The following is a 23,195-nucleotide window of genomic DNA, read 5'->3' as shown; positions in this document are numbered from 1 at the left end:
TACACGGCTGAATGGAACAGCGAACCATCATTCATTCATACTTAGTTCAGTGATATTCGCCGCACGATCGTGGATATACGCCAGGGCATTGGCGCTGGGGGTGGCTGTTCGGTCGATGGTCAATACCAGGCCATCGTTGCTAAAGGTGGATAATAGGACAGTACCTTGATAGGAAAGGGTGGCTTTTTCTACCCATGATCCATCGCAGTTCTGACCATAAATTTTCGCCTTGCCATCGAAACTGGCAGTAACCACATGGCGGCCATCGACGCTAAAGGTGGCTGATCTAATACTATCGCCATGGGAGATGATGGCTTTTTCTTGCCATGTTCCATCGTACTTCAGACCGTAGATTTTCACCGTGTGATCTTCACTGCAGGTGATCACATGGCGGCTATCAGCGCTGAAGCTAGCTGATAAGACCCAGTGTTCATGAGAAATGATGGCTTCTTCTTCCCATGAACCATTGTCTTTCTGGCCATAGATTTTCGCCTTGCCATCTAGACTGCCAGTCAACACATGGCGGCTATCCGGGCTGAAGGTGGCTGAGTTGACCCATTTTTTATGGGAAATGGTGGCTTTTACTTCCCATGATCCATTGTCAGTCAGGCCATGGATTCTCACCTTGTGATCGTGACTGGCAGTCAATATATAGCCGTCATTGGCGCTGAAAGCTGCTGAGTAGAACCGGCTGTTATGGAAAATAGTGGCTTTTTCTTCCCATAACCCATCGTCCAGTCCATAGATTTTCACCTTTTTATCTCCGGCGCGGGTGAACACGTAGCGGCCACTTGCGCTGAAGTTAGCTGAGTCGACCTGGTCATCGTGAGAAATAATGACTTCTTCTGCCCATGACCCATCGTCCCTCAGGCCATAGATTTTCGCCTTGCCATCTTCACTGGCCGTCAATACGTAGCGGCTATCGGCACTAAAGGTTGCCGAATTGACCCAGGAATCGTGGTGAATGACGGCTTTTTCTTCCCATGATCCATCGTCCTTCTGGCCATAAATTTTCGCCTTCTTATCGCAACTGGCGGTCACTACATAGCGATCATCGGCGCTGAAGAAGGCTGAGTTGACAAAGCGATGATGGTTAATAGTCGTTTTTTCTTCCCATAATCCATCGTCATTCTTGCCACTGATTATCGCCTTGTAATCGTTATAGACGGTCAACAGGTAGCGGCCATTGGCGCTGAAGATGGACGATATGACGAAGTCGTCATGGAAGATAGTGCCTTTTGGTTGCCATAACCCATCGCCCTTCTGGCTGAAGATTTTCATCCATGTATCGTCAGTATGGGTCACCACATGGCGGCCATCGGAGCTGATGACAGCTGAGTTCATCCCACCATTACAGGGGAGGCTGGCTTTTGTCTCTAATTTAAATGTTTTACATTGAGACATCAGATTAGTGAGGCTGAAAAAGAACAGAGCGGGAAAGTGAATACTGGCCTGGCGATCCATGATTGACTTCACTAACGCCTCATCCTTTGTAAAACGCCGCAACCATTTCCGGAGTTCATCTTTATCTTTTGCAGTGACGATTGTTTTTAGTAGAGCCTGGTGTGATGAAGCAAACCGGCGATACCACGCCCTTGCCATTGTGGCATCATTTTTGAGCCTGTTGTTAATGGATGAATTTGTCCGTGTTAAATGAGCAATATCACGAGCCTGCAAATAAGTGAAAATTTTGGATTGCATATGCTCGGGTAAATCGAGCAATAATGAAAACTCATTCTTGTCACGTACAATGACGTCCTTGCCCATAATGGTACCCATTGGTGTAATTGATGGAGGTTGTTCAAGTGTCGATGAGGTTGGCGTGCTTCCAGGTGATTTGTTATCTATGCGATCCATTGTTCGTTTTCCATAGTTGTTATTTATCCCTGATTGGCAAGGGTATTCAAAATTGATTCTGCAGCTTAGAGCCGGTTTTAGTAAGAAAGTTCACACTATTGATCTAATCGTAACGAACAAGAAACAGGACTTTGGTCCGGAAAAATGATCAATCCGTAGCAAGAGGGTGTCGCAAAACTCTGGTTCCCATTCTTTCAGCCCCTGTGGGTCCTAGCGTAGGAAAGAGTTGTACACAAGGCCATCGGTGCTGAAGGTGGCTGAGTTGACCCGGTCATCATGGCATTGTCAGCCAGGTCATGGATCCTCACCTTGTGATCGCGACTGGCAGTCAAGATGATGTTTTCCGGGAGTTTGATTCATACTTTGTCCGTGAGCAGGTACTGCTGGATTGTTCACAGGTTTGTTAATCGCACTGACTTCAATGTTATGAACTTACTTTCCAAAACCGACTCAAAACTATTGAATCAATTTTGAATATTCTTGCTAAGTGAGAACGAAGCTAACTAAAGAGATATCAAATATGAATAACGTAGATAACAATTCCGGCGTTGTTGGTTTATTTTCACCAAAGCCTGAGAAGGAATCACCAGAGGCTGTCTGCTTCGGAAGAACTACAACGGCATCTGGCAAAATTGATTCTTCATCGAGGCGTGCCGTCAACGGAGGTGATCCTGATCACTCAAGTCAGAGGTTGGGAGCGGTTGCCAGCACCAGCACATCACTTGAACAGAGGGTAGTGTCTAGCCAGGAGAGCACCGAAATAGACGCAGCAAACAAAAAAGCCCGGGAAACTGTGAAAAGAATCATAAATTACCTAGATAATCTGAAACAAGAATATCTGATTAATAAAGATAGGTGTAGTAGAAATACAGCACCTGCTCAGGGTATCCAAGTACTTGAGAATGTCATCCAATTACTTGAATATCTTGAACCTCGCAATATTTCAAAAAGTCAAAAAATTAATGATGGGACGTGCCTTTCTCAACTATTTAATTCTTATTATGATGTTAGTTATGAGGGGGAGGTGCTATTTTCTGTTACCAATACCCTTAAAGATAATCAAGATAGCTTTTCTGGTGTGAGTTGGTCTCTGGCTACTGAGACCACCCCCTTATTTGATGAGCTCTATTATGCTCCTGGTGCCCCCGGTTATCAATCGGCAAAAACTGAATTTAAGGCATTACAGACCAAATCGTTACTTAATGATCCATTGCTCTCAGTTATTGAGAGTCATGAATCAAAAGAGGCGACATTTAGTGTGAAACAGAGAGTATTCATTGACTCTTGACTTGCCCGCGCTATGGATGAACAACAAACGGTCATCGGCGCTGAGGGTGGCTGATAGGATAATACCAGGATGGGAAATGCTGGCTTTTTCTTCCCATGATCCATCGCTGTTATGACCATAAATGTTCACTGTTTCATCGTAACCGACAGTGACCACATAGCGGCCATCGGCACTAAAGGCTGCTAATCTGATACCCGTGTCATGGGAGATGATGGCTTTTTCTCCCCATGATCCATCAATCTCCAGGCCATGGATTTTCACCGTTAAATCTTTACTGCAGGTCATGACATGGTGGCAATCGGGGCTGAATGTCGCATAGTAGACACCTTTGCTATGAGAAATGATGACTTTTTCTTCCCATGATCCATCGTCCATCTTGCCATAGATGTTCGCTTTGTTACCTGAACTGGCGATCACTACATGGCGGTTATCGGCGCTGAATTTGGGTGAGAAGCCACTTTTTATATGGGAAATGGTGGCTTTTTCTTGCCATTGTCCGTCTTTATTCTGGCCAGAGATTATCGCCTTGCCATCGTTACTGGAGGTCATTAGACAGCGACAATCGGGACTGAATGTGACTGATTTGACCTTTGCATTGTGGGAAATGATGGCTGTTTCTTCCCATGATCCATTGGCATCCAGTCTATGGATTGTTGCACTGCCATTTTCTCTGGTGATCACCACATGGCGACTATCGGAGCTGAAGGTGACTGAGGCAAAAAGGGAAATAATGGCTATTTCCAGCCATGACCCATCGTTCTTCCTGCCATAGATTTTCGCTTTGCTATCCAGGCTGGCGCTTACCACGTAGCGGCTATCGGGGCTGAATCTGGCTGTGTAGAGAATGTCATCATGGGGAATGATGGCTTTTTCTGCCCATGACCCATCGTCACTCTGGCCGTAGATTTTTGCCCTGTGATCCCAACTGGTGGTTACTACATAGCGACCATCTTTGCTGAAGGTGGCAAAATGGACCTCATCATCATGAGAAATAGTGGCTTTTTCTTCCCATGATCGTTCGTCCTTCTTGCCATAGATTTTCGCTTTGCCGTCGTTACTGAAGGTCAACACATGGCAGCTATCGGGGCTGAAGGTGGCTGAGCGGACCCAGTATCTGTGGGAAATAGTGGCTTTTTCTTCCCATGATCGTTCGTCCTTCTTGCCATAAATTTTCGCCTTGCCATCCATGCCAGCGGTCACTACATAGTGGCTATTGGCACTGAAGGTGACTGATCTGACTTGCTCATCATGGGAGATAGTGCCTTTTGCTACCCATGATTCATCGCTCTCCTTGCCATAGATTTTACAGGTTTTGGAGTCACAGGCGATCACCAGGTGGCGGCCATCGGCGCTGAAGGAAGCCAAGTCCTCTGAAGTGTTACAGGGGAGGGTGGTTTTAGACTCTAATTTAAATGTTTTATATTGACACGTCAGTTTATTAAGAGTGGAAAAGAATAAAGCAGGAAAGTGAATACTTGCCTGGCGATCCATGGTGGCATTGATTAATGCCTCATCCTTTGTAAAACGCTGCAACCATTTCTGGAGTTCATCTTTATCTTTTGTAGCGACGATTGTCTTTAGACAAGCCTGGTATGATGAAGCCAACTGGCGATACCACGCTATTGCCATTCCATCATCATTTTCGAGCCTGTTGTTAATGGCTGAATTTACCCGTCTTAAATGGGCAATATCACGAGCCTGCAAATAAGTAAAAATTTTGGATTGTATATCATCGGGTAAATCGAGCAATAATGAAAACTCTTTCTTGTCACGTTCAATGACGTTCTTGCCCATAGCGGTACCACTTGGAGTATCTGATGGTGATTGACCAAGTGTTGATGGGCGTGGAGTAATATTGCAGGAGCTGCTATTTGAGCAATCCATAGTTCGTTTTCCATGGTTGGCAAGGATATTCAAAATTGATTCTGCAGCTTAGAGTCGGTTTTAGTAGGAAAGTTCACAATAATCTTTAGCGCAAAAGGGAGTTAGAAAGTTCGATTGCTATGGCTGCTAGTAACAGCAATCATTCATACTTAGTTCAGTGATGCTCGCCGTGTTCGTGCCATGGATGGTCAACAAATGGTCATCGGCGCTGAGGGTGGCTGATCGGATAATATCAGGATGGGAAATGCTGGCTTTTTCTTCCCATAATCCATCGCTGTTCTGACCAACAATTTTCACTGTTCCAGTGAAACTGGTAGTGATCAAATGGCGGCTATCGACACTAAAGGTTGCTAATGTAATAAAACTATCATGGGAGATGATGGCTTTTTCTCTCCATGATCCATCGATCTTCAGGCCATAGATTTTCATCGTGAGATCATTGCTGCAGGTGATGACATGACGGCTATCGGGGCTGAATTTGGCAAAGTAGACATTTTTGTTATGTGGAATGATGGCTTTTTCTTCCCATGATCCATCGTCCTTCTTACCATAGATTTTCGCTTTGTCATCTAAAGTGGCGGTCACCACATGGCGGCTATCGGCGCTGAATTTGGCTGAGCACTTCCTTAGGTAACCGGAAATTGATTCAAGAAACTTCCAGGCTGTTGTACCAGCTGAGCAGTTACTCAGGTAATCGGAAATGATGGCTTTTTCTTGCCATGATCCGTTTTTATCCTGGCCAGAGATTATCGCCTTGTCATCGTCACCAGAGGTCATTAAACAGCGACTATCGGGACTGAATTTGACTGACTTGACCTTTCCATTATGGGAAATGATGGCTTCTTCTTCCCATGATCCATCGGCATCCAGTCTATAGATCTGTGCACTGCCATTATCTCTGGTGATCGCCACATGGCGACTATCGGAGCTGAAGGTGACTGAGACAAAATGAGAAACAATGGCCTTTTCCAGCCATGACCCATCGTCTATCTGGCCGTAGATTTTCGCTTTCCTGTCCAGACTGGCGGTCACCACGTAGCGGCTATCGGGGCTGAAGGTGGCTGTGTAGACATTGTCATCATGGGGAATGATGGCTTTTTCTGTCCATGACCCATCGTCACTCTGGCCATAGATTTTTGCCATTTGATCCCAGCTGGTGGTTACTGCATAGCGACCATCTTTGCTGAAGGTGGCAAAACTGACTCTGGAGTCATGGGAAATAGTGGCTTTTTCTTCCCATGATTGTTCGTCCTTCTTGCCATAGATTTTCGCTTTGCCGTCGTCACTGTAGGTCAACACATGGCTGCTATCGGGGCTGAAGGTGGCTGATTTGACCCACTGATCATGGTCATGGGAAATAGTGGCTTTTTCTTCCCATGATCGTTGGTCCTTTTTGCCATAAACTTTCGCCTTGCCATCCATACTAGTGGTCACTACATAGCAGCTATTGGCACTGAAGGTGACTGATCTGACAATCCGATTATGGGAGATAGTGCCTTTTGCTTGCCATGTTCCATCGCTCTCCTGACCATAGATTTTACAGGCCTCATAGTCACATTCGATCACCAGGTGGCGTCCATCAGCGCTGAAGGCAGCTAAGTGTTCTCTGGTAATACAGGGGATGCTGGCTTTAGTCTCTAATTTAAATGCTTTACATTGACACATCAGTTTAGTGAGAGTGGAAAAGAACAAGGCAGGAAAGTGAATACTTGCCTGGCGATCCATGATTGACTTGATTAATGCCTCATCATTTGTAAAACGCTTTAACCATTTTTGGAGTTCATCTTTATCTTTTGTAGTGACAATTGTCTTTAGACGAGTCTGGTGTGATGAAGCAAACCGGCGATACCATGCCCTTGCCATTGCATCATCATTTTTGAGCCTGTTGTTAATGCATGAATTTACCCGTGTTAAATGGACAATATCGCGAGCCCGCAAATAAGTAAAAATTTTGGATTGTATATCCTCGGGTAAATCGAGCAATAATGAAAACTCATTCTTGTCACGTTCAATGACGTTCTTGCCCATAATGGTACCACTTGGTGTATCTGATGATGATTGAACAGGTGTTGATGGGCGTGGAGCAATATTGCAGGAGCTGCTATTTGAGCAATCCATAGTTCCTTTTCCATGATTGTTATTTATCCCTGGTTGGCAAGGATATTCAAAATTGATTGTGCAGCTTAGAGTTGGTTTTATTATGAAAGTTCACAATATTAACTCGCTTCGTGCAGGAACGAGTGGTAATTATGCGACAACTTCTAACCACAGGATTGACCGCAAACAATCAGTCATCCATCCATCCGTAGTTCAGTGATTTTCGCTGTGTTACCGCCATGGATGGTCAACACATGGCCATTGATGATGAAGGTGGCTGATACGAGTGCACCAGGATGGGAACTGGTGGCTTTTTCTTCCCATGATCCATCGCTGTTCTGACCATAAATTTTCACTGTTCCATCGAAACTGGCAGTGACCACATGGCGACCATCGACACTAAAGGTTGCTAATCTAATATCGTCACCATTGGAGATGATGGCTTTTTCTCTCCATGATCCATTGATCGTCAGGCCATGGATTTTCACCGTGTTATCTATACCGCAGGTGATGACATGACGGCTATCGGGGCCGAATGTGGCATAGTAAACACCTTTGTTATGGGGAATGATGGCTTTTTCTTCCCATGATCCATCGTCTTTCTTGCCATAGATTTTCGCTTTGTTATCTAAACTGGCGGTCACCACATGGCGGCTATCGGCGCTGAATTTGGCTGACCAGATACTCCTGGCATGGGAAATGACGGCTTTTTCTTTCCATGATCCGTCTTTATCCTGGCCAGAGATTATCACCTTGACATCGTCACTGAAGATCATTAAACAGCGACTATCGGGGCTGAATTTGTCTAAGTTAACCTTTCCATTGTGGGGAATGATGGCTTTTTCTTCCCATGATCCATCGGCATCCAGTCTATAGATTTTTGCACTGCCATTTTTTCTGGTGATCAACACATGGCCACTATCGGAGCTGAATTGGACTGAGACAAAATGGGGAATAATGGCTTTTTCCAGCCATGACCCGTCGTTCTTCTTGCCATAGATTTTCGCTTTGCTATCCCGGCTGGTGGTTATCACATAGCGGCTATCGGGGCTGAAGGTGGCTGTGTAGACAGTGTCATCATGGGGAATGATGGCTTTTTCTGCCCATGACCCATCGTCACTCTGGCCATAGATTTTTGCCCTCTGATCCAGACTGGTGGTTACTACATGGCGACTATCTTTGCTGAAGGTGGCAAAAATGACCCTATCATCATGGGAAATAGTGGCTTTTTCTTCCCATGATCGTTCGTCCTTCTTGCCATAGATTTTCGCTTTGCCGTCGTTACTGTAGGTCAACACATGGCTGCTATCGGGGCTGAAGGTGGCTGATTTGACCCACAGATCATGGGAAATAGTGGCTTTTTCTTCCCATGATTGTTCGTCCTTCTTGCCATAAATTTTCGCCTTGCCATCCATGCCAGCGGTCACTACATAGCGGCTATTGGCACTGAAGGTGACTGATCTGACTTGCTCGTCATGGGAGATAGTGCCTTTTGCTACCCATGATTCATCGCTCTCCTGATCATAGATTTTACAGGTTTCAGAGTCACAGGCGATCACCAGGTGGTGTCCATCGGCGCTGAAGGAAGCGAAGTCCTTTAAAGTATTACAGGGGATGGTAGCTTTAGTTTCTAATTTAAATGCTTTACATTGACACATCAGTTTAGTGAGAGTGGAAAAGAACAAAGCAGGGAAGTGAATACTTGCCTGACGATCCATGATTGACTTGATTAATGCCTCATCCTTTGTAAAACGCTGCAACCATTTCCGGAGTTCATCTTTATCTTTTGAAGCGACAATTGTCTCTAGACGAGTCTGGTGTGATGAAGCCAACTGGCGATACCACGCCCTTGCCATTGCATCATCATTTTCGAGCCTGTTGTTAATGGATGAATTTACCCGTGTTAAATGGGCAATATCACGAGCCTGCAAATAAGTAAAAATTTTGGATTGTAAATCCTCGGGTAAATCGAGCAATAATGAAAACTCATGCTTCTCACGTTCAATGACGTTCTTGCCCATAATGGTACCCATTGGGGTATCTGATGGAGGTTGACCTGGTGCAGATGAGCGTGGAGTAATGCTGGAGCTGCTATTCGAGCAATCCATAGTTCCTTTTCCATGGTTGTTATTTATCCCTGGTTGGCAAGGATATTCAAAATTGAGTCTGCAGCTTAGAGTCGGTTTTAGTAGGAAAGTTCACAATATTGATGTAAGCGTAACTAATAATAAGTAACTGGTTAGGTGCTTAAAACAGGACTTTGATCCATGAAATTGTTGAAGTCGTGGCCGGTGTTCCGGTGCGTTCGAACTATCATGCCTGGCAGGTGTTGCAGAAGAATAATGTGAGGCTGGGCTAGTAACAGCAATCATTCATTCAAACTTAGTTCAGTGATGCTCGCCGTTTCTGCGTTGTGGATGGTCAACAAATGGTCATCAGTGCTGAGGGTGGCTGATCGGATAACACCAAGATGGGAAATGGTAGCTTTTTCTTTCCATGATCCATCGCTGTTCTGACCAAAAATTTTTACTGTTCCAGCGTAACTGACAGTGACCACATGGCGGCCATCGACAGTGAAGGTTGCTAATGTAATACCCCTTCGAAGGGAGATGATGGCTTTTTCTCTCCATGATCCATCAATCTCCAAGCCATGGATTTTCACCGTGTCATCATGACTGCAGGTGATGAGATGACGGCTATCGGGGCTGAATGTGGCAAAGTAGACACTTTTTTTATGGGAAATGCTGGCTTTCTCTTCCCATGGTCCATCGTCCTTCTTGCCATAGATTTTCGCTATGCCATCTAAATTGGCGGTCACTACATGTCGGCTATCGGCGCTGAATTTGGCTGTGCAGACACTTAGGTAATGGGAAATGGTAGCCTTTTCTTTCCATGATCCGTCTTTATCCTGGCCATAGATTATCGCCTTGCCATCGTCACTGGTGGTCATTAAATAGCGACTATCGGGGCTGAATGTGGCTGAGTTGACCTCTCCATTGTGGGAAATGATGGCTTTTTCTTTCCATGATCCATCGGCATCAAGTCTATGGATTTTTGCACTGCCATTTCTTCTGGTGGTCACCACATGGCGATTATCGGAGCTGAAGGTGGCTGAGACAAAATGGGAAATAATGGCTTTTTCTTCCCATGATCCATCGTCCTTCTTGCCATAAATTTTCGCCGTGCCATTTCCACAGACGGATACCACATAGCGGCCATCGGAGCTGAAGGTGGCTGATTTGGCCCAGTCATCATGGGAAATAGTGGCTTCTTCTTGCCATGATCGTTCGTCTTTCCTGCCATAGATCTTCGACTTGCCGTCTCCACTGGCGGTTACTACATGGTGACTATCGACGCTGAAGGTGGCTAAGTAGATCCCATCGTTATGGGAAATGATGGCTTTTACTTCCCATGAACCATCGTCCATCAGGCCATAGATTTTCGCCTTGCCGTCGTTACTGCAGGTCAACACATGGCGGCTATCGGGGCTGAAGGTGGCTGAGCGGACCCAGCGATTATGGGAAATAGTGGCTTTTTCTTCCCATGATCGATTGTCTTTCTTGCCATAAATTTTCGCCTCGCCATCCATACCAGCGGTCACTACATAGTGGCTATTGGCACTGAAGGTGACTGATCTGACATAGTTATTATGGGAGATAGTGCCTTTTGCTACCCATGATCCATCGCTCTCCTGGCCATAGATTGTACAGGTTTTGGGAACACAGGAGATCACCAGGTGGCGTCCATCGGCGCTGAAGGCAGCATAGTGCTTTGAACTTTCACAGGGGATGGTGGCTTTAGTCTCTAATTTAAATGCTTTACATTGATACATCCGTTTAGTGAGAGTGGAAAAGAACAAAGCAGGAAAGTGAATACTTGCCTGGCGGTTCATGATTGACTTGATTAATGCCTCATCCTTTGTAAAACGCTGCAACCATTTCCGGAGTTCATCTTTATCTTTTGTAGCGACAATTGTCTTTAGAAGAGTCTGGTGTGATGAAGCCAACCGGCGATACCATGCCCTTGGCATTGCATCATCATTTTTGAGCCTGTTGTTAATGGATGAATTTACCTGTGTTAACCGGGCAATATCACGAGCCCGGAAATAAGTAAAAATTTTGGATTGTATATCCTCGGGTAAATCGAGCAATAATGAAAACTCATTCTTGTCACGTTCAATGACTTCCCTACCTGCATAGGTACTACTTGGCGGCCCTGTTTGAGATTGATCTGGTTTTGATGAAAGTCGATCATCAATACAGGAATGGTTATTTATGCAATCCATTGTTCGTTTTCCATAGTTGATATTTATCTCTGGTTGGCACGGATATTCAAAATTGATTCTGTAGCTTAGAGTCGGATTTACTATGAAAGTTCACAATATTGATCTAATCGTAATCAACAAGAAAACAGGGCTTTGATTTGGGAAAGTGATCAATGAGTAGAAAGCAGGTTTCTGTCTTTCAGCACACGTAGAGTGGCTCTCAGGGCTATTGATTGTGCTATCGTTCAGTGATTTTCGCCGGTCCATAGTCGTTATGGAGGGTCAGCAGATGTCCATCGGCGCTGAAAGTGGCTGACATGATCCCTCTACGATAAGGAATGGTGGCTTTTTTTGCCATGTTCCATCGCTCACCTGGCCATAAATAATAGCGAGATAAGCATCTTCCGACGGATTTAGCAGGCTCCTTAAATCAGGAAATTCTGAGTTTTTTGTCTAGAATGATGTGTTTATCTCTATTTGAGCTTGGTTATCTGCAATGAAGAATATGTGCTGTGTCTTTGTTGTTGCCAGCATTTTTTTGTCAGTTGGTGGCCAGGCTGGAATTCCTTATGCTTTATCATTAGTCTCGGGCAATGGTGCCGATTCGATTATTTCCTCTTTCTTATCCGACCCCATTCGTTTACCTAAGTCTAAAGTTGTTCCGCTGTTGCTGTTACAGAAGGGAAAAAAAGGTTCAATAATGAGCTCGCCTGTTTCTGAGGGGGCAGGGCTTCAGCCAGATAAAGGAACGGTGTTTACCGGCTATTCATTCGAATTAAACCGTTATGGCAAAGAAAACAAGGAGCAATCTAAAAGCGACGGTAAATCTCCGCCACCGCAGCAAGAGCAACAAAGTAAAAAACAAAGTACTAAAGGGCAGGGAAGCTCTGGCTCTTCGGGTTCATCAGGCTCTGGTGCATCATCAGCATCGGCTTCCGGCAACGATAAGAGTTATGCCAGGCATCTTGAAAAACTGAAAGAAATACTTAAGGCCGCTGAAAAGTCATTGAAAACTGTAGATCAGAAAAAAAATATTGATGACTTTAATGAAGCATTGGAAAAACTCTATGAGGCAAACCCCGATGTTTTGGAAGAAAAAGGAGCTTTGGAAAACAAACGGCACCGTGGGAAAGCGATTCAGAGACTACTTCAGCTTTATTTTCCCGGAAAGCTGGAAAAAGGTGAAATGATACATGTTTTGATTGACTATCCCGGGCTTAAGATATTTCCAATACATATAACCAAATTATTTGCCAAAGTTCTTTTTCCTGAAATTGAGTTACCTGAAGATCTGCCCGATCACGAGTTTGTTCACAGGCTTGTGGAAGCAGCTAATCTGGATATAAGAAGACTCATGCATGCTTATCTTGGCTGCTATCATTGTCTTCATCAGCTACTGGCATTGTTTATAATCCAGCTGCCATTAATGGCAACAGAAGACCCTAAAAATTATATTTTTCAGGATAAATCAGGTCACGTCAGTGTTGTTTCTATCAGGAGGAATAGCCAAGGGCATTATCGGCTTTTTTTTGTTGATAGTCTAAGTACTTTCAAGCGCTACCCGGAACAAACGTATTCACCCATGTCGCACCTTGTCGGTTTAGCGTTGACACTGGCGATAAAATATCACGGCTTTACTGATTCCCGGTTTTTCTTTCTGCCTCGACGTCAAGTCAATGACTTTGGTTGTGAGTCATTTATGTTGCACGATCTGAAAACATTGTTGGAATCCCCCATGTTGCCCCAAAACGGTTATTATGCCGACAAAGAACCCCTTAATGAAGACACCATGATGACGTTTTTTTTGCAGATAATGTATCTGGAGGGGGCCGCACAAGTGGGACGATTGATAGTCAATGGGGAGGTTAAGGACTTTATCAAAGCAGCAGACAAGCCTGCCTTTAATGCGCAAGACCTGGACTTCTTTATTGCCATGGCGATCCGAACCTGGAAGGAATCAGGGCTGGAACAAGATTTGGTTAATTTGTATCAGTTGCGTCAGTTTCCTCTGAGGTTTGCACATCTGACCCAGGGACAGCGGAATCTGAGACGTTTGCTGGAGGAGTTTCCTGAAGAACGCCAGGAGGAGGTGAGTCAGGTGATCGATGAAACTCGGGGTCTGTTAACCTTCAATGATGGAGCCTGCCATAACGTGAACCTGGCTGCTACTCTGCTGTGGATGAAAATGAATATTGATTTGCTGGATATGAACGGCCTCGGCCAGGAAAAATAAATCTGTTCGCACGCTAACCAACTGTTCGAGGTGCAAAACAAAGAACATTTTGAGAGAGTGGCCCAACTCTCGTGGGAGAAAGTGATGGGGCAGGATCTGCATGCAAAGTGAGTCAATAAGCTTGCAGTTATACCAGCTGGCGAGTGCCCACTTTCCTTTTTATGTTACGAAATTGTCCCCTACAGAGAAACAGGTCTTTGATCCGGGAAAATGATCAATAAGTAAAAAACGGGTTTCTGTCACTATCGTGCCGGGCAGGTGTTGCAAAAGAATAATGTGGATCTCGGCTTCTGCGGGATACCCCCCATCCCCGGGGATACATGATCCTGGTCCTGTTTTGAGTTCAGTGCGAGGTAGGTTTGTTCTTTCATAGCCTTCAGGTTAAAGGCCAGGGTGGCGGGTGGGTTCTAAAGGTTTTTAGGGTTTATCCCCAGGGGGCGGTGTATCCCGCAGAGCGTCTGGAACGCGAACGAGGTGTTGTTGGGTGGGTATACCCACGCCCCGCGTGGGTGCAATGGGGGGATTAATGCTTTTTATTGTTGTGTTCTTTCCTGTCCTGATATTTCACCCAGGCGAGAAAGGCCAGACAGGGGATGGCAATTAGCAAGCCTAATAATAAATAGTATTCACCAATGCTCATAAGTTACCGTCCAACTGAAAGCCAATGTAAAAGAAAAGCACCGTAATGCTGATTCCGAATGTAAAAAAATAAAGTAAATCATTGTGTTCTGCTGCAATGGTCCCAAAGCAACAAACCGCCAGTGGTACCTTGACCAGATCATAGAACATTTTTGCCGTGTTCTCTCTTTGCTTTTTATTCACCTTGTTAATCCTTATCTACATCTTGCAAAGCCATAATAGACCATCAACTCGTTTCTACGCTTTTATCTCCATGGATGGAGTGTATGCCGCAGTACCCGAAGGGTATAAAAGTGCCGGGAGCACGAACGGTTAGGCCCTGTGGGTCCTGCGTGGGAATGCATACTGGCAGCGCGTCACGCTCTCACGCCGGAGCATGGGAGCGAGGTAAAAATGAATATTGATTTGCTGGATATGAACGGCCTCGGCCAGGAAAAATAAATCTGTTCGCACGCTAACCAACTGTTCGAGGTGCAAAACAAAGAACATTTTGAGAGAGTGGCCCAACTCTCGTGAGAGAAAGTGATGAGTCAGGATCTGTATGCAAATTGAGTTAATAAGCTTGCAGTTATACCTGCTGGCGAGTACCCACTTTCCTTTTTAAGTACCTGGCCAGTTGGTTTCGCATATTCTGGCGAGAGGATTTTTTCATCCTTCAAGGCGCAACGACGGGCGCGTAGCCAAGCTATGTGACCAGAGTTGCAACGCAGCACGACTGCATGGATGCAGGAGCTAGAGCAACGCAGGAGCAGTTGCCGCGAGTGCCTGAACAATGAGTCAGAAAATATGATTTCGTATGGTTGAGTACTTAATCATTCATTCATCTGTAGTTCAGTGATTTTCAGTGTTTTATCGAGATGGATGGTCAACACATGGGTATCGATGCTGAAAATGGCTGATACGATCGCGCTATCATGGGAAATGATGGCTTTTTCTCCCCAGGATCCATCGCTCTGCCAGCCATAAATTTTCGCCGTTCCATCGTCACTGGCGGTGATCACATGGTGGCCATCAATGCTAAAGGTTGCTGATTTAATTTTCATAAGGTGGGATATGGTAGCTTTTTCTCCCCAGCACCCATTGATCTTCTGGGCATAGATTTTCACCGTGTTATCTCGACTGAGGGTGATCACATGGCGGCTATCGGGGCTGAATGTGGATGAGTAAACAATATCGTTATGGGAAATGATGGCTTTTTCTTCCCATGAGCCATCGTCCTTCTTGCCATAGATTTTCGCTTTGCCATCTAAGCTGGCGGTCACCACATGGCGGCCATCGGCGCTGAATGTGGCTGATTCGACACTCAGGTAATGGGAAACGGTGACTTTTTCTTCCCATGATCCTTCTTCGTTCTGGTCATAGATTATCGCTCTGCCATCATCACTGGCGGTCACCAAATGGCGGCTATCGGAGCTGAAGGTGGCTGAGTTGATCCACTTATCATGGGAAATAGTGGCTTTTTCTTCCCATGATCCATCGGCCACCAGGCCATAAATTCTTGCCGTGCCACCTGCGATGGTCACCACATTGCGACTATCGGAGCTGAAGTTGGAGCTGAAGGTGGCTGAGTCAACAAAGTCGTCATGGGAAATAATGTTTTTTTCCAGCCATGACCCATCGTCCTTCTGACCGCAAATTTTCACTTTGCCATCAAAACTGGCGGTCACCAGATAACGACCATCGGGGCTGAAGGTGGCTAAGCAGACTCGGTTGTCATGGAAAATAGTGGCTTTTTCTGCCCATGAGCCATCGTCCCTCTGGCCATAGATTTTCGCCCTGTGATCTCCACTGGTGGTCACTACATAGCGACCATCGACGCTGAAGGTGGCTGAGTTGACCGATTTATCATGGGAAATAGTGGCTTTTTCTTCCCATGATCGTTCGTCCTTTCTGCCGTAGATTTTCGCCCTGCCGTCGTTACTGCAGGTCACCACATGGTGGCTATCGGTGCTGAAGGTGGCTGATATGACCGGCCTATCATGGGAAATGGTGGCTTTTTCTTCCCATCGTTCGTCCTTCTTGCCATAAATTCTCGCCCTGCCATCCATTCCAGTGGTGACTGCATAGTGGCTATCGGCACTGAAGGTGACCGATATGACAGAGTCATAATGGGAGACAGTGCCTTTTGCTTCCCATGATCCATCGCTCTTGTGGCCATAAATATCCACCGTTTTATCATTCCTGACGCTCAGCAGATGACGGCCATCGGCACTGAAGGTAGCGGAGTTTGTCCTGCCATAACAGGGAAGGCTGGCTTTTGTCTCTAATTTAAATGTTTTACATTGAGACATCAGTTTAGTGAGAGTGGAAAAGAACAGGGCAGGAAAATAAACACTGGGTTGGCGATCCATAATTGACTTGACTAAAGCCCCATCCTTTGTAAAACGCTGCAACCATTTCTGGAGTTCCTCTTTATCTTTTGTAGTAACGATTGTCTTTAGTAGAGCCTGATGTGATGAAGCAAACTGGCGATACCATGCCCTTGCTATTGCATCATCATTTTTGAGCCTGTTGTTAATGTTTGAATTGGCCCGTGTTAACTGGGTGATATCACGAACCTGCAAATAAGTGAAAATTTTGGATTGTATATCCTCGGGTAAATCGAGCAATAATGAAAACTCATTCTTGTCACGTACAACGACGTTCTTGCCAGCAGAGGTACCACTTGGCGTTCCTGGTCGAGATTCACATGTTGTTGATGAAAGTGGATCACCAGTACGGGCATCGCTATTTATGCAATCCATAGTTTGTTTTTCCGCTGCTATTATTTATCCCCGGTTGGCAAGGATATTCAAAATTGATTCTGCAGCTTAGAGTCGGTTTTAGTAAAAAAGTTCACAATATTGATCTAATCGTAACCAACTGGCCAGGTACTTAGCGTTCTTCCACGGCGCGTAAAGCGTCTCGCACCACGTCACTGTCGGAGCCGTAACGACCGCTGGAAACCTCATTCTTGATGAACACCTCCCAGTATTCGCCCAAACTTAAGCGGGTAGTTTCCATGATTCACCCGATTATACATTTTTAACAATACGGAGGTTGTCAAGCTCTATTCAAATTCCGTGTCATTATTATTTCGATCCCAAGGGTGGGTAAATCGTCTTATTGCCTCATCTAATCCATATCGCTGGATCATATTGCTAAAAATAAAACCTATGGAGAAAGCACCAAACGAAGCTCCAAAAGCTGTTCCTAAAGAGCAGCCAATTCCTATTCCGCTATCAACGGCATCACGAACAGCCAGCACCTCAGGTGACGCGGCAGCAATAGACACGGTATAATCAAAAGCATGAGAGCCGATGTCGCTGATACCGCTAGAGGCCAGTGAATTAAGAGCATCAGCATCCTGAAAGAGTAGGGCTCCAAGGCCACCAAAGAAACTACCCAATATCGCACCAGATAAAGCTACCGGTGAATTGTACACTGCTGCGGCCATCATTACCTGAGGAGTAAATACCTGACTAATTGGTACATCCCTTAACACCAGGATTCTCCCTTCTTTCTTATACACTTTTATGGCTGACGTTGAGGGAGAAAAAGTGGCACTTATCATGATTATTATTGCTGTAATATGTCTGGAACAAGTTCTCATATAAATACCGGTTATATTCTTTGCCTGCAATTAAGTATCAGTTTTAGCATAATCGAGTCGTTTCAAATTACGTTGCCTGCAGTGAGTCATCTGAAACAGGCGATAAAATATCACGGCTTTACTGACTCCCGGTTTTTCTTTCTGCCTGGTCGTCAACTCAGTGGCTTTGGTTGTGAGTCGTTTGCGTTGCACGATCTGGTAACATTGTTGGAATCCCCCATGTTGGCTTGTAACGGTTATTATGTAGACAAAGAACCCCTTGCTAAAGACAATATGTTGCAGTTTTTTTTGCAAACAATTTATTTAGGGGGGGCAACAACTGGGACGATTGTTAGTCAATGGGGAAAGTAAGGACTTTATCGAAACAGTAGACAAACCTGCCATTGACAAGCATCACCTGGACTCCATGATTCTTGTGGAACTCCAAACCTGGCAGAAATCGGGGTTGGCACCAGATTTGGTTAAATTGTATCAGTTGCGTCAGTTTCCCCTGAGGTTTGCATATCTGACCCAAGGACAACTGAATCTAAAACGTTTGCTGGAGCGATTTCCTGAAGAACGCCAAAAGGAGGTGAACCAGGTGATTGATGAAACCCGGGGCTTGTTAACCCTCAATGATGGAATCTGCCATAACGTGAACCTGGCTGCAACTCTGCTGTGGATGAAAATGAATATTGATTTGCTGGATATGAACGGCCTCGGCCAGGAAAAATAAATCTGTTCGCACGCTAACCAACTGTTCGAGGCTCAAAACAAAGAACATTTTGAGAGAGTGGCCCAACTCTCGTGGGAGAAAGTGATGGGTCAGTATCTGTAAGCAACGTGAGTTAATAAGCATGCAGTTATACCTGCTGGCGAGTACCCGGTCTCCCTTTTATATCAAGATTCGTTACGAAATTGTCCCCTACAGAGAAACAGGTCTTTGATCCGGGAAAATGATCAATAAGTCAGAAAATATGATTTCGTATGGTTGAGTACTTATTGATCATTTTCCCGAATCAAAGTCCTGTTTTCCTGTTAGTTTCACTGACATCAATGTTATGAACTTTCATGTTAAAAACGACTCTAAGCCGCAGAATCAATTTTGGATATCACTGCAACCAGCGGAAATAACAACTTTTAAGAAACGAACTATGGACCGCATAAATAACCATTCTTGCCTTGGTGGGCCACTCTCACCAACACCCGATCACTCTCAATCAGAGATTCAATCAGAGATTCAATCAGAGACACCCATTGCTACCACTATGGGTAGGGACGTCATTGTACGTGACAAGAATAAGCTTTCATTATTGCTCGATTTACCCTTTGAAATACAATCCAAAATTTATAGTCATTTGCAGACCCGTGATATTGCCAATTTAACACGGGCAAATTCATACATGAACAAGACGCTCAAAAATGATAATTCAATGGCAAGGGCATGGTATCGCCGGTTTGCTTCATCACGCCAGGCTCTGATAAAAACAATCGTCACTGAAAAAGATAAGGATCAACTCGGGAATTGGTTGAGCCGGTTTACAATGGATAAGGCATTAGTCAAGTCAGCCATGGATCGTCATGGGAGTATTGACTTTCCTGCTCTGTTCTCTTTCACTCTCACTAAACTGATGTCTCAATGTAAAACATTCGAATTTGAGACAAAAGCCTCCCTCTCCAATAACGGCAGGATCAACTCTGCTAACTTAAGTGCCGATGGCCACTATCTGGTGAGCGTCAGTGATAGTAAAACGGTGATAATCTTTGGTCGGGAGACCGATGGTTCATGGCAAGCAAAAGGTACTATCACCCATGATGGTCGTGTCATATCATTCATGCTCAGTAACGATGGCCACTATGTAGTGACCACCAGTGAAGATCGCAAGGCGAGAATCTATGGCAAGAAGGACGAACGATCATGGGAAGAAAAAGCCATCATTTCCCATGATAAACCTGTCATGTCAGCCACCTTCAGCGCCAACGATCGCTATTTAGTGACCGCCAGTCACGATGGCAAGGCGAAAGTCTATGGCCTGGAAGACGATCAGTCATGGGCAGAAAAAGCCATCATTAGCCACGATTTTTTAACATCAGCCACCTTCAGTGACGATAGTCTCTATGTGGTGACCACCAGTCTGGATCGCACAGCGAAAATCTATGGCAAGATGAACGATGGGTCATGGATAGTAAAAGCCATCATTTCCCATGACAATAAAGTCTGGTCAGCCAAATTCAGCGCCGATAGCCGACATATAATCACCTGCTGTGAAGGTAACAGGCTGAAAATCTGTGGCTTGGAGGACGATGGGACATGGGAAGAAAAAGCCATCTTTTCCAATGAGGATCGTTTCTTCTCTGCCACATTCAGCGCCGATAGCCGCCATATGGTAACCTCCGGTCAAGATGGCAGGGCGATAATCTATGGTCAGGAAGACGGATCATGGAACGAAAAAGCCATCATTTCTCATGATGATTGGGTCTACTCAACCACCTTCAGCCCCGATAACCGCTGTGTGATCACCCTCAGTAGAGATAAAAAGGCGAAAATCTATGGCCTGAACGATAATGGATCATGGGTAGAAAGAGCTACCATTTCCCATCGTATGCCAATCAAATCAGCAACCTTTAGCGCCGACAGCCGCCATGTGATGACCCACGGTGAAGACAGGAAGGTGAAAATCTATGGCCGCAAGGTTAATGGATCCTGGGAAGAAAAAACCACCGTTTCCAATGGTATGTATATTAGATCAGCATCCTTCAGCGCTGATGGCAGCCATTTGGTCACTGCCAATAACGATAATGCGTCGGAATTTATTTATCACCAGTTAAGACATACATTTTTAAGTTTATTGCCGCCGTTAAATTTTCATCTTGCTATTGTTTACGGTCAGGTAAGCGATGGGTCATGGCAAAAAAAAGCCACCATTTCCTATCCTGGAGGGATCGTGTCAGCCACCTTAAGCGTCGATGGCCATGTGTTAAGCATCCATGAAGATCAGTCGGCGAAAATCACTGAACTAAGCATGGATGAATGACTGATACTTCTCAAACTCTTCCGGCTTCAGTTAACGTTTAATCGGCAAATGGTTTTGGTGGAAGCAAGGGGACGAAACATTGTCCCGAATTAAAGTCCTGTTCACGTTGAAGAGAGGGCGTGCCGCAAAACCAGAGTTTTGCGACAGCCTTGCATAGCGTGGGAACGAGTTGTTGGCATTATGCGACAACTTCTCACCACAGGGTTGACAGCAAACAATCATTCATTCATCTGCAGTTCAGTGATTTTCACTGTTTTATCGCCATGAGTGGTCAATAGATAGCCATCAGTGCTAAATCTGGCTGACACGATCGCACTATGATGGGAAATGATGGCTTTTTCTTCCCAGGATCCATCACTCTGCCGGCCATAAATTTTCGCGGTTCCATCGGCACTGGCGGTGATCACATGGTGGCCATCGATGCTAAAGGTTGCTGATTTAATTTTCATAAGGTGGGATATGATAGCTTGTTCTCCCCAGCACCCATTGATCTTCCGACCATAGATTTTCACGGTGTTATCATTACTGAGGGTGATCACATGGCGGCTATCGGGGCTGAATGTGGCTGAGTCAACACTTCTGTTATGGGAAATGATGGCTTTTTCTTCCCATGATCCATCGTCCTTCTTGCCATAGATTTTCGCTTCGCCATCTAAACTGGCAGTCACCACATGGCGGTTATCGCCGCTGAATGTGGCTGAGCATACACCCAGGTAATGGAAAATGGTGACTTTTTCTTCCCATGATCTTTCTTCGTTCTGACCGTAGATTATCGCTCTGCCATCATCACTGGCGGTCACCAAATGGCGGCTATCGGAGCTGATGGTAACTGATTTGACCTCTTTATCATGGGAAATGATGGCTTTTTCTTCCCATGATCCATCGTCCTCCAGACCATGGATTTTCACCTTGCTATCGTAACCGGTCGTCACCAGATAGCGGCTATCGGCGCTGAAGGTGACTGAGTGCACAAACTTGTCGTGGGAAATAATGGCTTTTTCTACCCACGATCCATCGTTATTCTTGCCGCAAATTATCGCTTTGCCTTCCAGGGTGGTGGTCACCAGAGAGTAACCATCGGCGCTGAAGGTGGCCGAATCGACTATAAAATCGTGGGGAATGACGGCTTTTTCTGCCCATGATCCATCGTCCCTCTGGCCATAGATTTTCGCCCTGTAATCTCCACTGGTGGTCGCCAGATAGCGACCATCGACGCTGAAGGTGACTGAGCTGACCCATTTATCATGGGAAATAATGGCTTTTTCTTCCCATGATCGTTCGTCTTTCTTGCCATAGATTTTCGCCTTGCCGTCTTTACTACAGGTCGCCACATGGCGGCTATCGGTGCTGAAGGTGGCTGATTTGACCCACTGATCATGGGAAACAGTGGCTTTTTCTTCCCATGATCGTTCGTCCTTAATGCCATAAATTTTCGCCTTGCCATCCACTCCAGCGGTCACTACATAGCAGCTATCGTCACTGAAGGTGACCAATCTGATATGGTCATAATGGGAGATAGAGCCTTTTGCTTCCCATGATCCATCGCTGTTGTGGCCATATATATCCATCGTTTTATCATTCCTGAAGCTCAGCAGGTGGCGGCCATCGGCACTAAAGGCAGCGGAGTCGGACCTGCCATCACAGGGGAGGCTGGCTTTTGTCTCTAATTTAAATGTTTTACATTGAGACATCAGTTTGTTGAGAGTGAAAAAGAACAGAGCAGGAAAATAAACACTTGGTTGGCGATCCGTGATTGACTTGATTAATGCCTCATCCTTTGTAAAACGCAGCAACCATTTCTGGAGTTCCTCTTTATCTCTTGTCGCGACAATTGTCTCTAGCAGAGCCTGGTGTGATGAAGCAAACTGGCGATACCATGCCCTTGCTATTGCAGCATCATTTTTGAGCCTGTTGTTAATGTTTGAATTTGCCCGTGTTAACAGGGCAATATCACGAACCTGCAAATAAGTGAAAATTTTGGATTGTAGATTCTCGGGTAAATCGAGCAATAATGAAAACTCATTCTTGTCACGTGCAATGACGTTCTTGCCCATAGCGGAAACACTTGGTGAATCTGGTGGGGTTTGGCCCTGTGCTGATGAGCATGGCGTACTATTACGGGAATTGTTATTTATGCAATCCATAGTTCGTTTTCCATGGTTGTTATTTATCCCTGGTTGGCAAGGATATTCAAAATTGATTCTGCAGCTTAGAGTGGGTTTCAGTGTGAAAGTTCACAATATTTGTTCACTATCGGTTAGTTGGCTGGCAGGCATTGTCCGGTCTGCATATTGATGCTGATCCTCCCGTTTCTTGATAACGGGCTC

15 protein-coding genes are annotated in these 23,195 nt (G+C 45.3%); 5 read left to right on the top strand and 10 right to left on the bottom strand.

What is annotated here, in order from left to right:
• Positions 1-27: 27 nt before the first annotated feature.
• Positions 28-1,857, bottom strand: coding sequence for a hypothetical protein (locus tag P6910_RS20300; RefSeq protein WP_317143071.1), 1,830 nt, complete (start codon positions 1,855-1,857; stop codon positions 28-30).
• 520 nt (positions 1,858-2,377) lie between these two features.
• Here P6910_RS20300 and P6910_RS20295 point away from each other — a divergent pair.
• Complete coding sequence (locus tag P6910_RS20295; protein ID WP_317143070.1) at positions 2,378-3,145, top strand: hypothetical protein; 768 nt, start codon at positions 2,378-2,380, stop codon at positions 3,143-3,145.
• Here the strand turns inward: P6910_RS20295 and P6910_RS20290 are convergent.
• From P6910_RS20290 to P6910_RS20275, 4 genes are all read right to left on the bottom strand, one after another.
• Complete coding sequence (locus P6910_RS20290) at positions 3,095-5,029, bottom strand: F-box/WD repeat-containing protein (RefSeq protein WP_317143069.1); 1,935 nt, start codon at positions 5,027-5,029, stop codon at positions 3,095-3,097. The genes P6910_RS20295 and P6910_RS20290 overlap by 51 nt on opposite strands.
• Before the next feature lie 126 nt (positions 5,030-5,155).
• Positions 5,156-7,147, bottom strand: a complete 1,992-nt coding sequence (locus P6910_RS20285; RefSeq protein ID WP_317143068.1) for an F-box/WD40 repeat-containing protein — start codon at positions 7,145-7,147, stop codon at positions 5,156-5,158.
• A 173-nt stretch (positions 7,148-7,320) separates the two neighbouring features.
• Positions 7,321-9,234, bottom strand: a complete 1,914-nt coding sequence (locus P6910_RS20280; RefSeq protein WP_317143067.1) for an F-box/WD repeat-containing protein — start codon at positions 9,232-9,234, stop codon at positions 7,321-7,323.
• Positions 9,235-9,494: 260 nt separating this feature from the next.
• Positions 9,495-11,411, bottom strand: a complete 1,917-nt coding sequence (locus tag P6910_RS20275) for a hypothetical protein (RefSeq protein WP_317143066.1) — start codon at positions 11,409-11,411, stop codon at positions 9,495-9,497.
• A 679-nt stretch (positions 11,412-12,090) separates the two neighbouring features.
• Between P6910_RS20275 and P6910_RS20270 the strand changes: the two genes are divergently transcribed.
• The gene (locus P6910_RS20270; protein WP_317143065.1) at positions 12,091-13,623 is read left to right on the top strand and encodes a hypothetical protein; all 1,533 of its coding nucleotides are present in this window, start codon (positions 12,091-12,093) and stop codon (positions 13,621-13,623) included.
• Positions 13,624-14,259: 636 nt separating this feature from the next.
• Here the strand turns inward: P6910_RS20270 and P6910_RS20265 are convergent.
• The 4 genes from P6910_RS20265 to P6910_RS20250 all read right to left on the bottom strand — a co-directional run bounded on the left by P6910_RS20265 (position 14,260) and on the right by P6910_RS20250 (position 17,815).
• Entirely contained in the window at positions 14,260-14,445 is a 186-nt protein-coding gene (locus tag P6910_RS20265; protein ID WP_317143064.1) for a hypothetical protein, read from the bottom strand.
• Positions 14,446-15,074: 629 nt separating this feature from the next.
• Positions 15,075-17,006 (bottom strand): hypothetical protein, encoded by a 1,932-nt coding sequence (locus tag P6910_RS20260; RefSeq protein ID WP_317143063.1) that lies wholly within the window; start codon positions 17,004-17,006, stop codon positions 15,075-15,077.
• Positions 17,007-17,136: 130 nt separating this feature from the next.
• Positions 17,137-17,265 (bottom strand): type II toxin-antitoxin system ParD family antitoxin, encoded by a 129-nt coding sequence (locus P6910_RS20255; RefSeq protein ID WP_317143062.1) that lies wholly within the window; start codon positions 17,263-17,265, stop codon positions 17,137-17,139.
• Positions 17,266-17,311: 46 nt separating this feature from the next.
• Positions 17,312-17,815, bottom strand: a complete 504-nt coding sequence (locus tag P6910_RS20250) for a hypothetical protein (protein ID WP_317143061.1) — start codon at positions 17,813-17,815, stop codon at positions 17,312-17,314.
• Positions 17,816-17,833: 18 nt separating this feature from the next.
• Here P6910_RS20250 and P6910_RS20245 point away from each other — a divergent pair, with 18 nt between their 5' ends.
• The 3 genes from P6910_RS20245 to P6910_RS20235 all read left to right on the top strand — a co-directional run bounded on the left by P6910_RS20245 (position 17,834) and on the right by P6910_RS20235 (position 20,868).
• Positions 17,834-18,205 (top strand): hypothetical protein, encoded by a 372-nt coding sequence (locus P6910_RS20245; protein ID WP_317143060.1) that lies wholly within the window; start codon positions 17,834-17,836, stop codon positions 18,203-18,205.
• A 55-nt stretch (positions 18,206-18,260) separates the two neighbouring features.
• Complete coding sequence (locus P6910_RS20240) at positions 18,261-18,569, top strand: hypothetical protein (protein ID WP_317143059.1); 309 nt, start codon at positions 18,261-18,263, stop codon at positions 18,567-18,569.
• A gap of 418 nt (positions 18,570-18,987) precedes the next feature.
• Entirely contained in the window at positions 18,988-20,868 is a 1,881-nt protein-coding gene (locus P6910_RS20235) for a hypothetical protein (RefSeq protein WP_317143058.1), read from the top strand.
• A gap of 218 nt (positions 20,869-21,086) precedes the next feature.
• Here the strand turns inward: P6910_RS20235 and P6910_RS20230 are convergent, their stop codons facing one another.
• Complete coding sequence (locus tag P6910_RS20230; protein WP_317143057.1) at positions 21,087-23,012, bottom strand: hypothetical protein; 1,926 nt, start codon at positions 23,010-23,012, stop codon at positions 21,087-21,089.
• Between the last annotated feature and the right edge of the window lie 183 nt (positions 23,013-23,195).

This window comes from Endozoicomonas sp. 8E, from assembly GCF_032883915.1.
GTDB lineage: Bacteria > Pseudomonadota > Gammaproteobacteria > Pseudomonadales > Endozoicomonadaceae > Endozoicomonas_A.
Note: the sequence above shows the minus strand (reverse complement) of the source record. Positions and strands in the feature narration are given on the sequence as shown.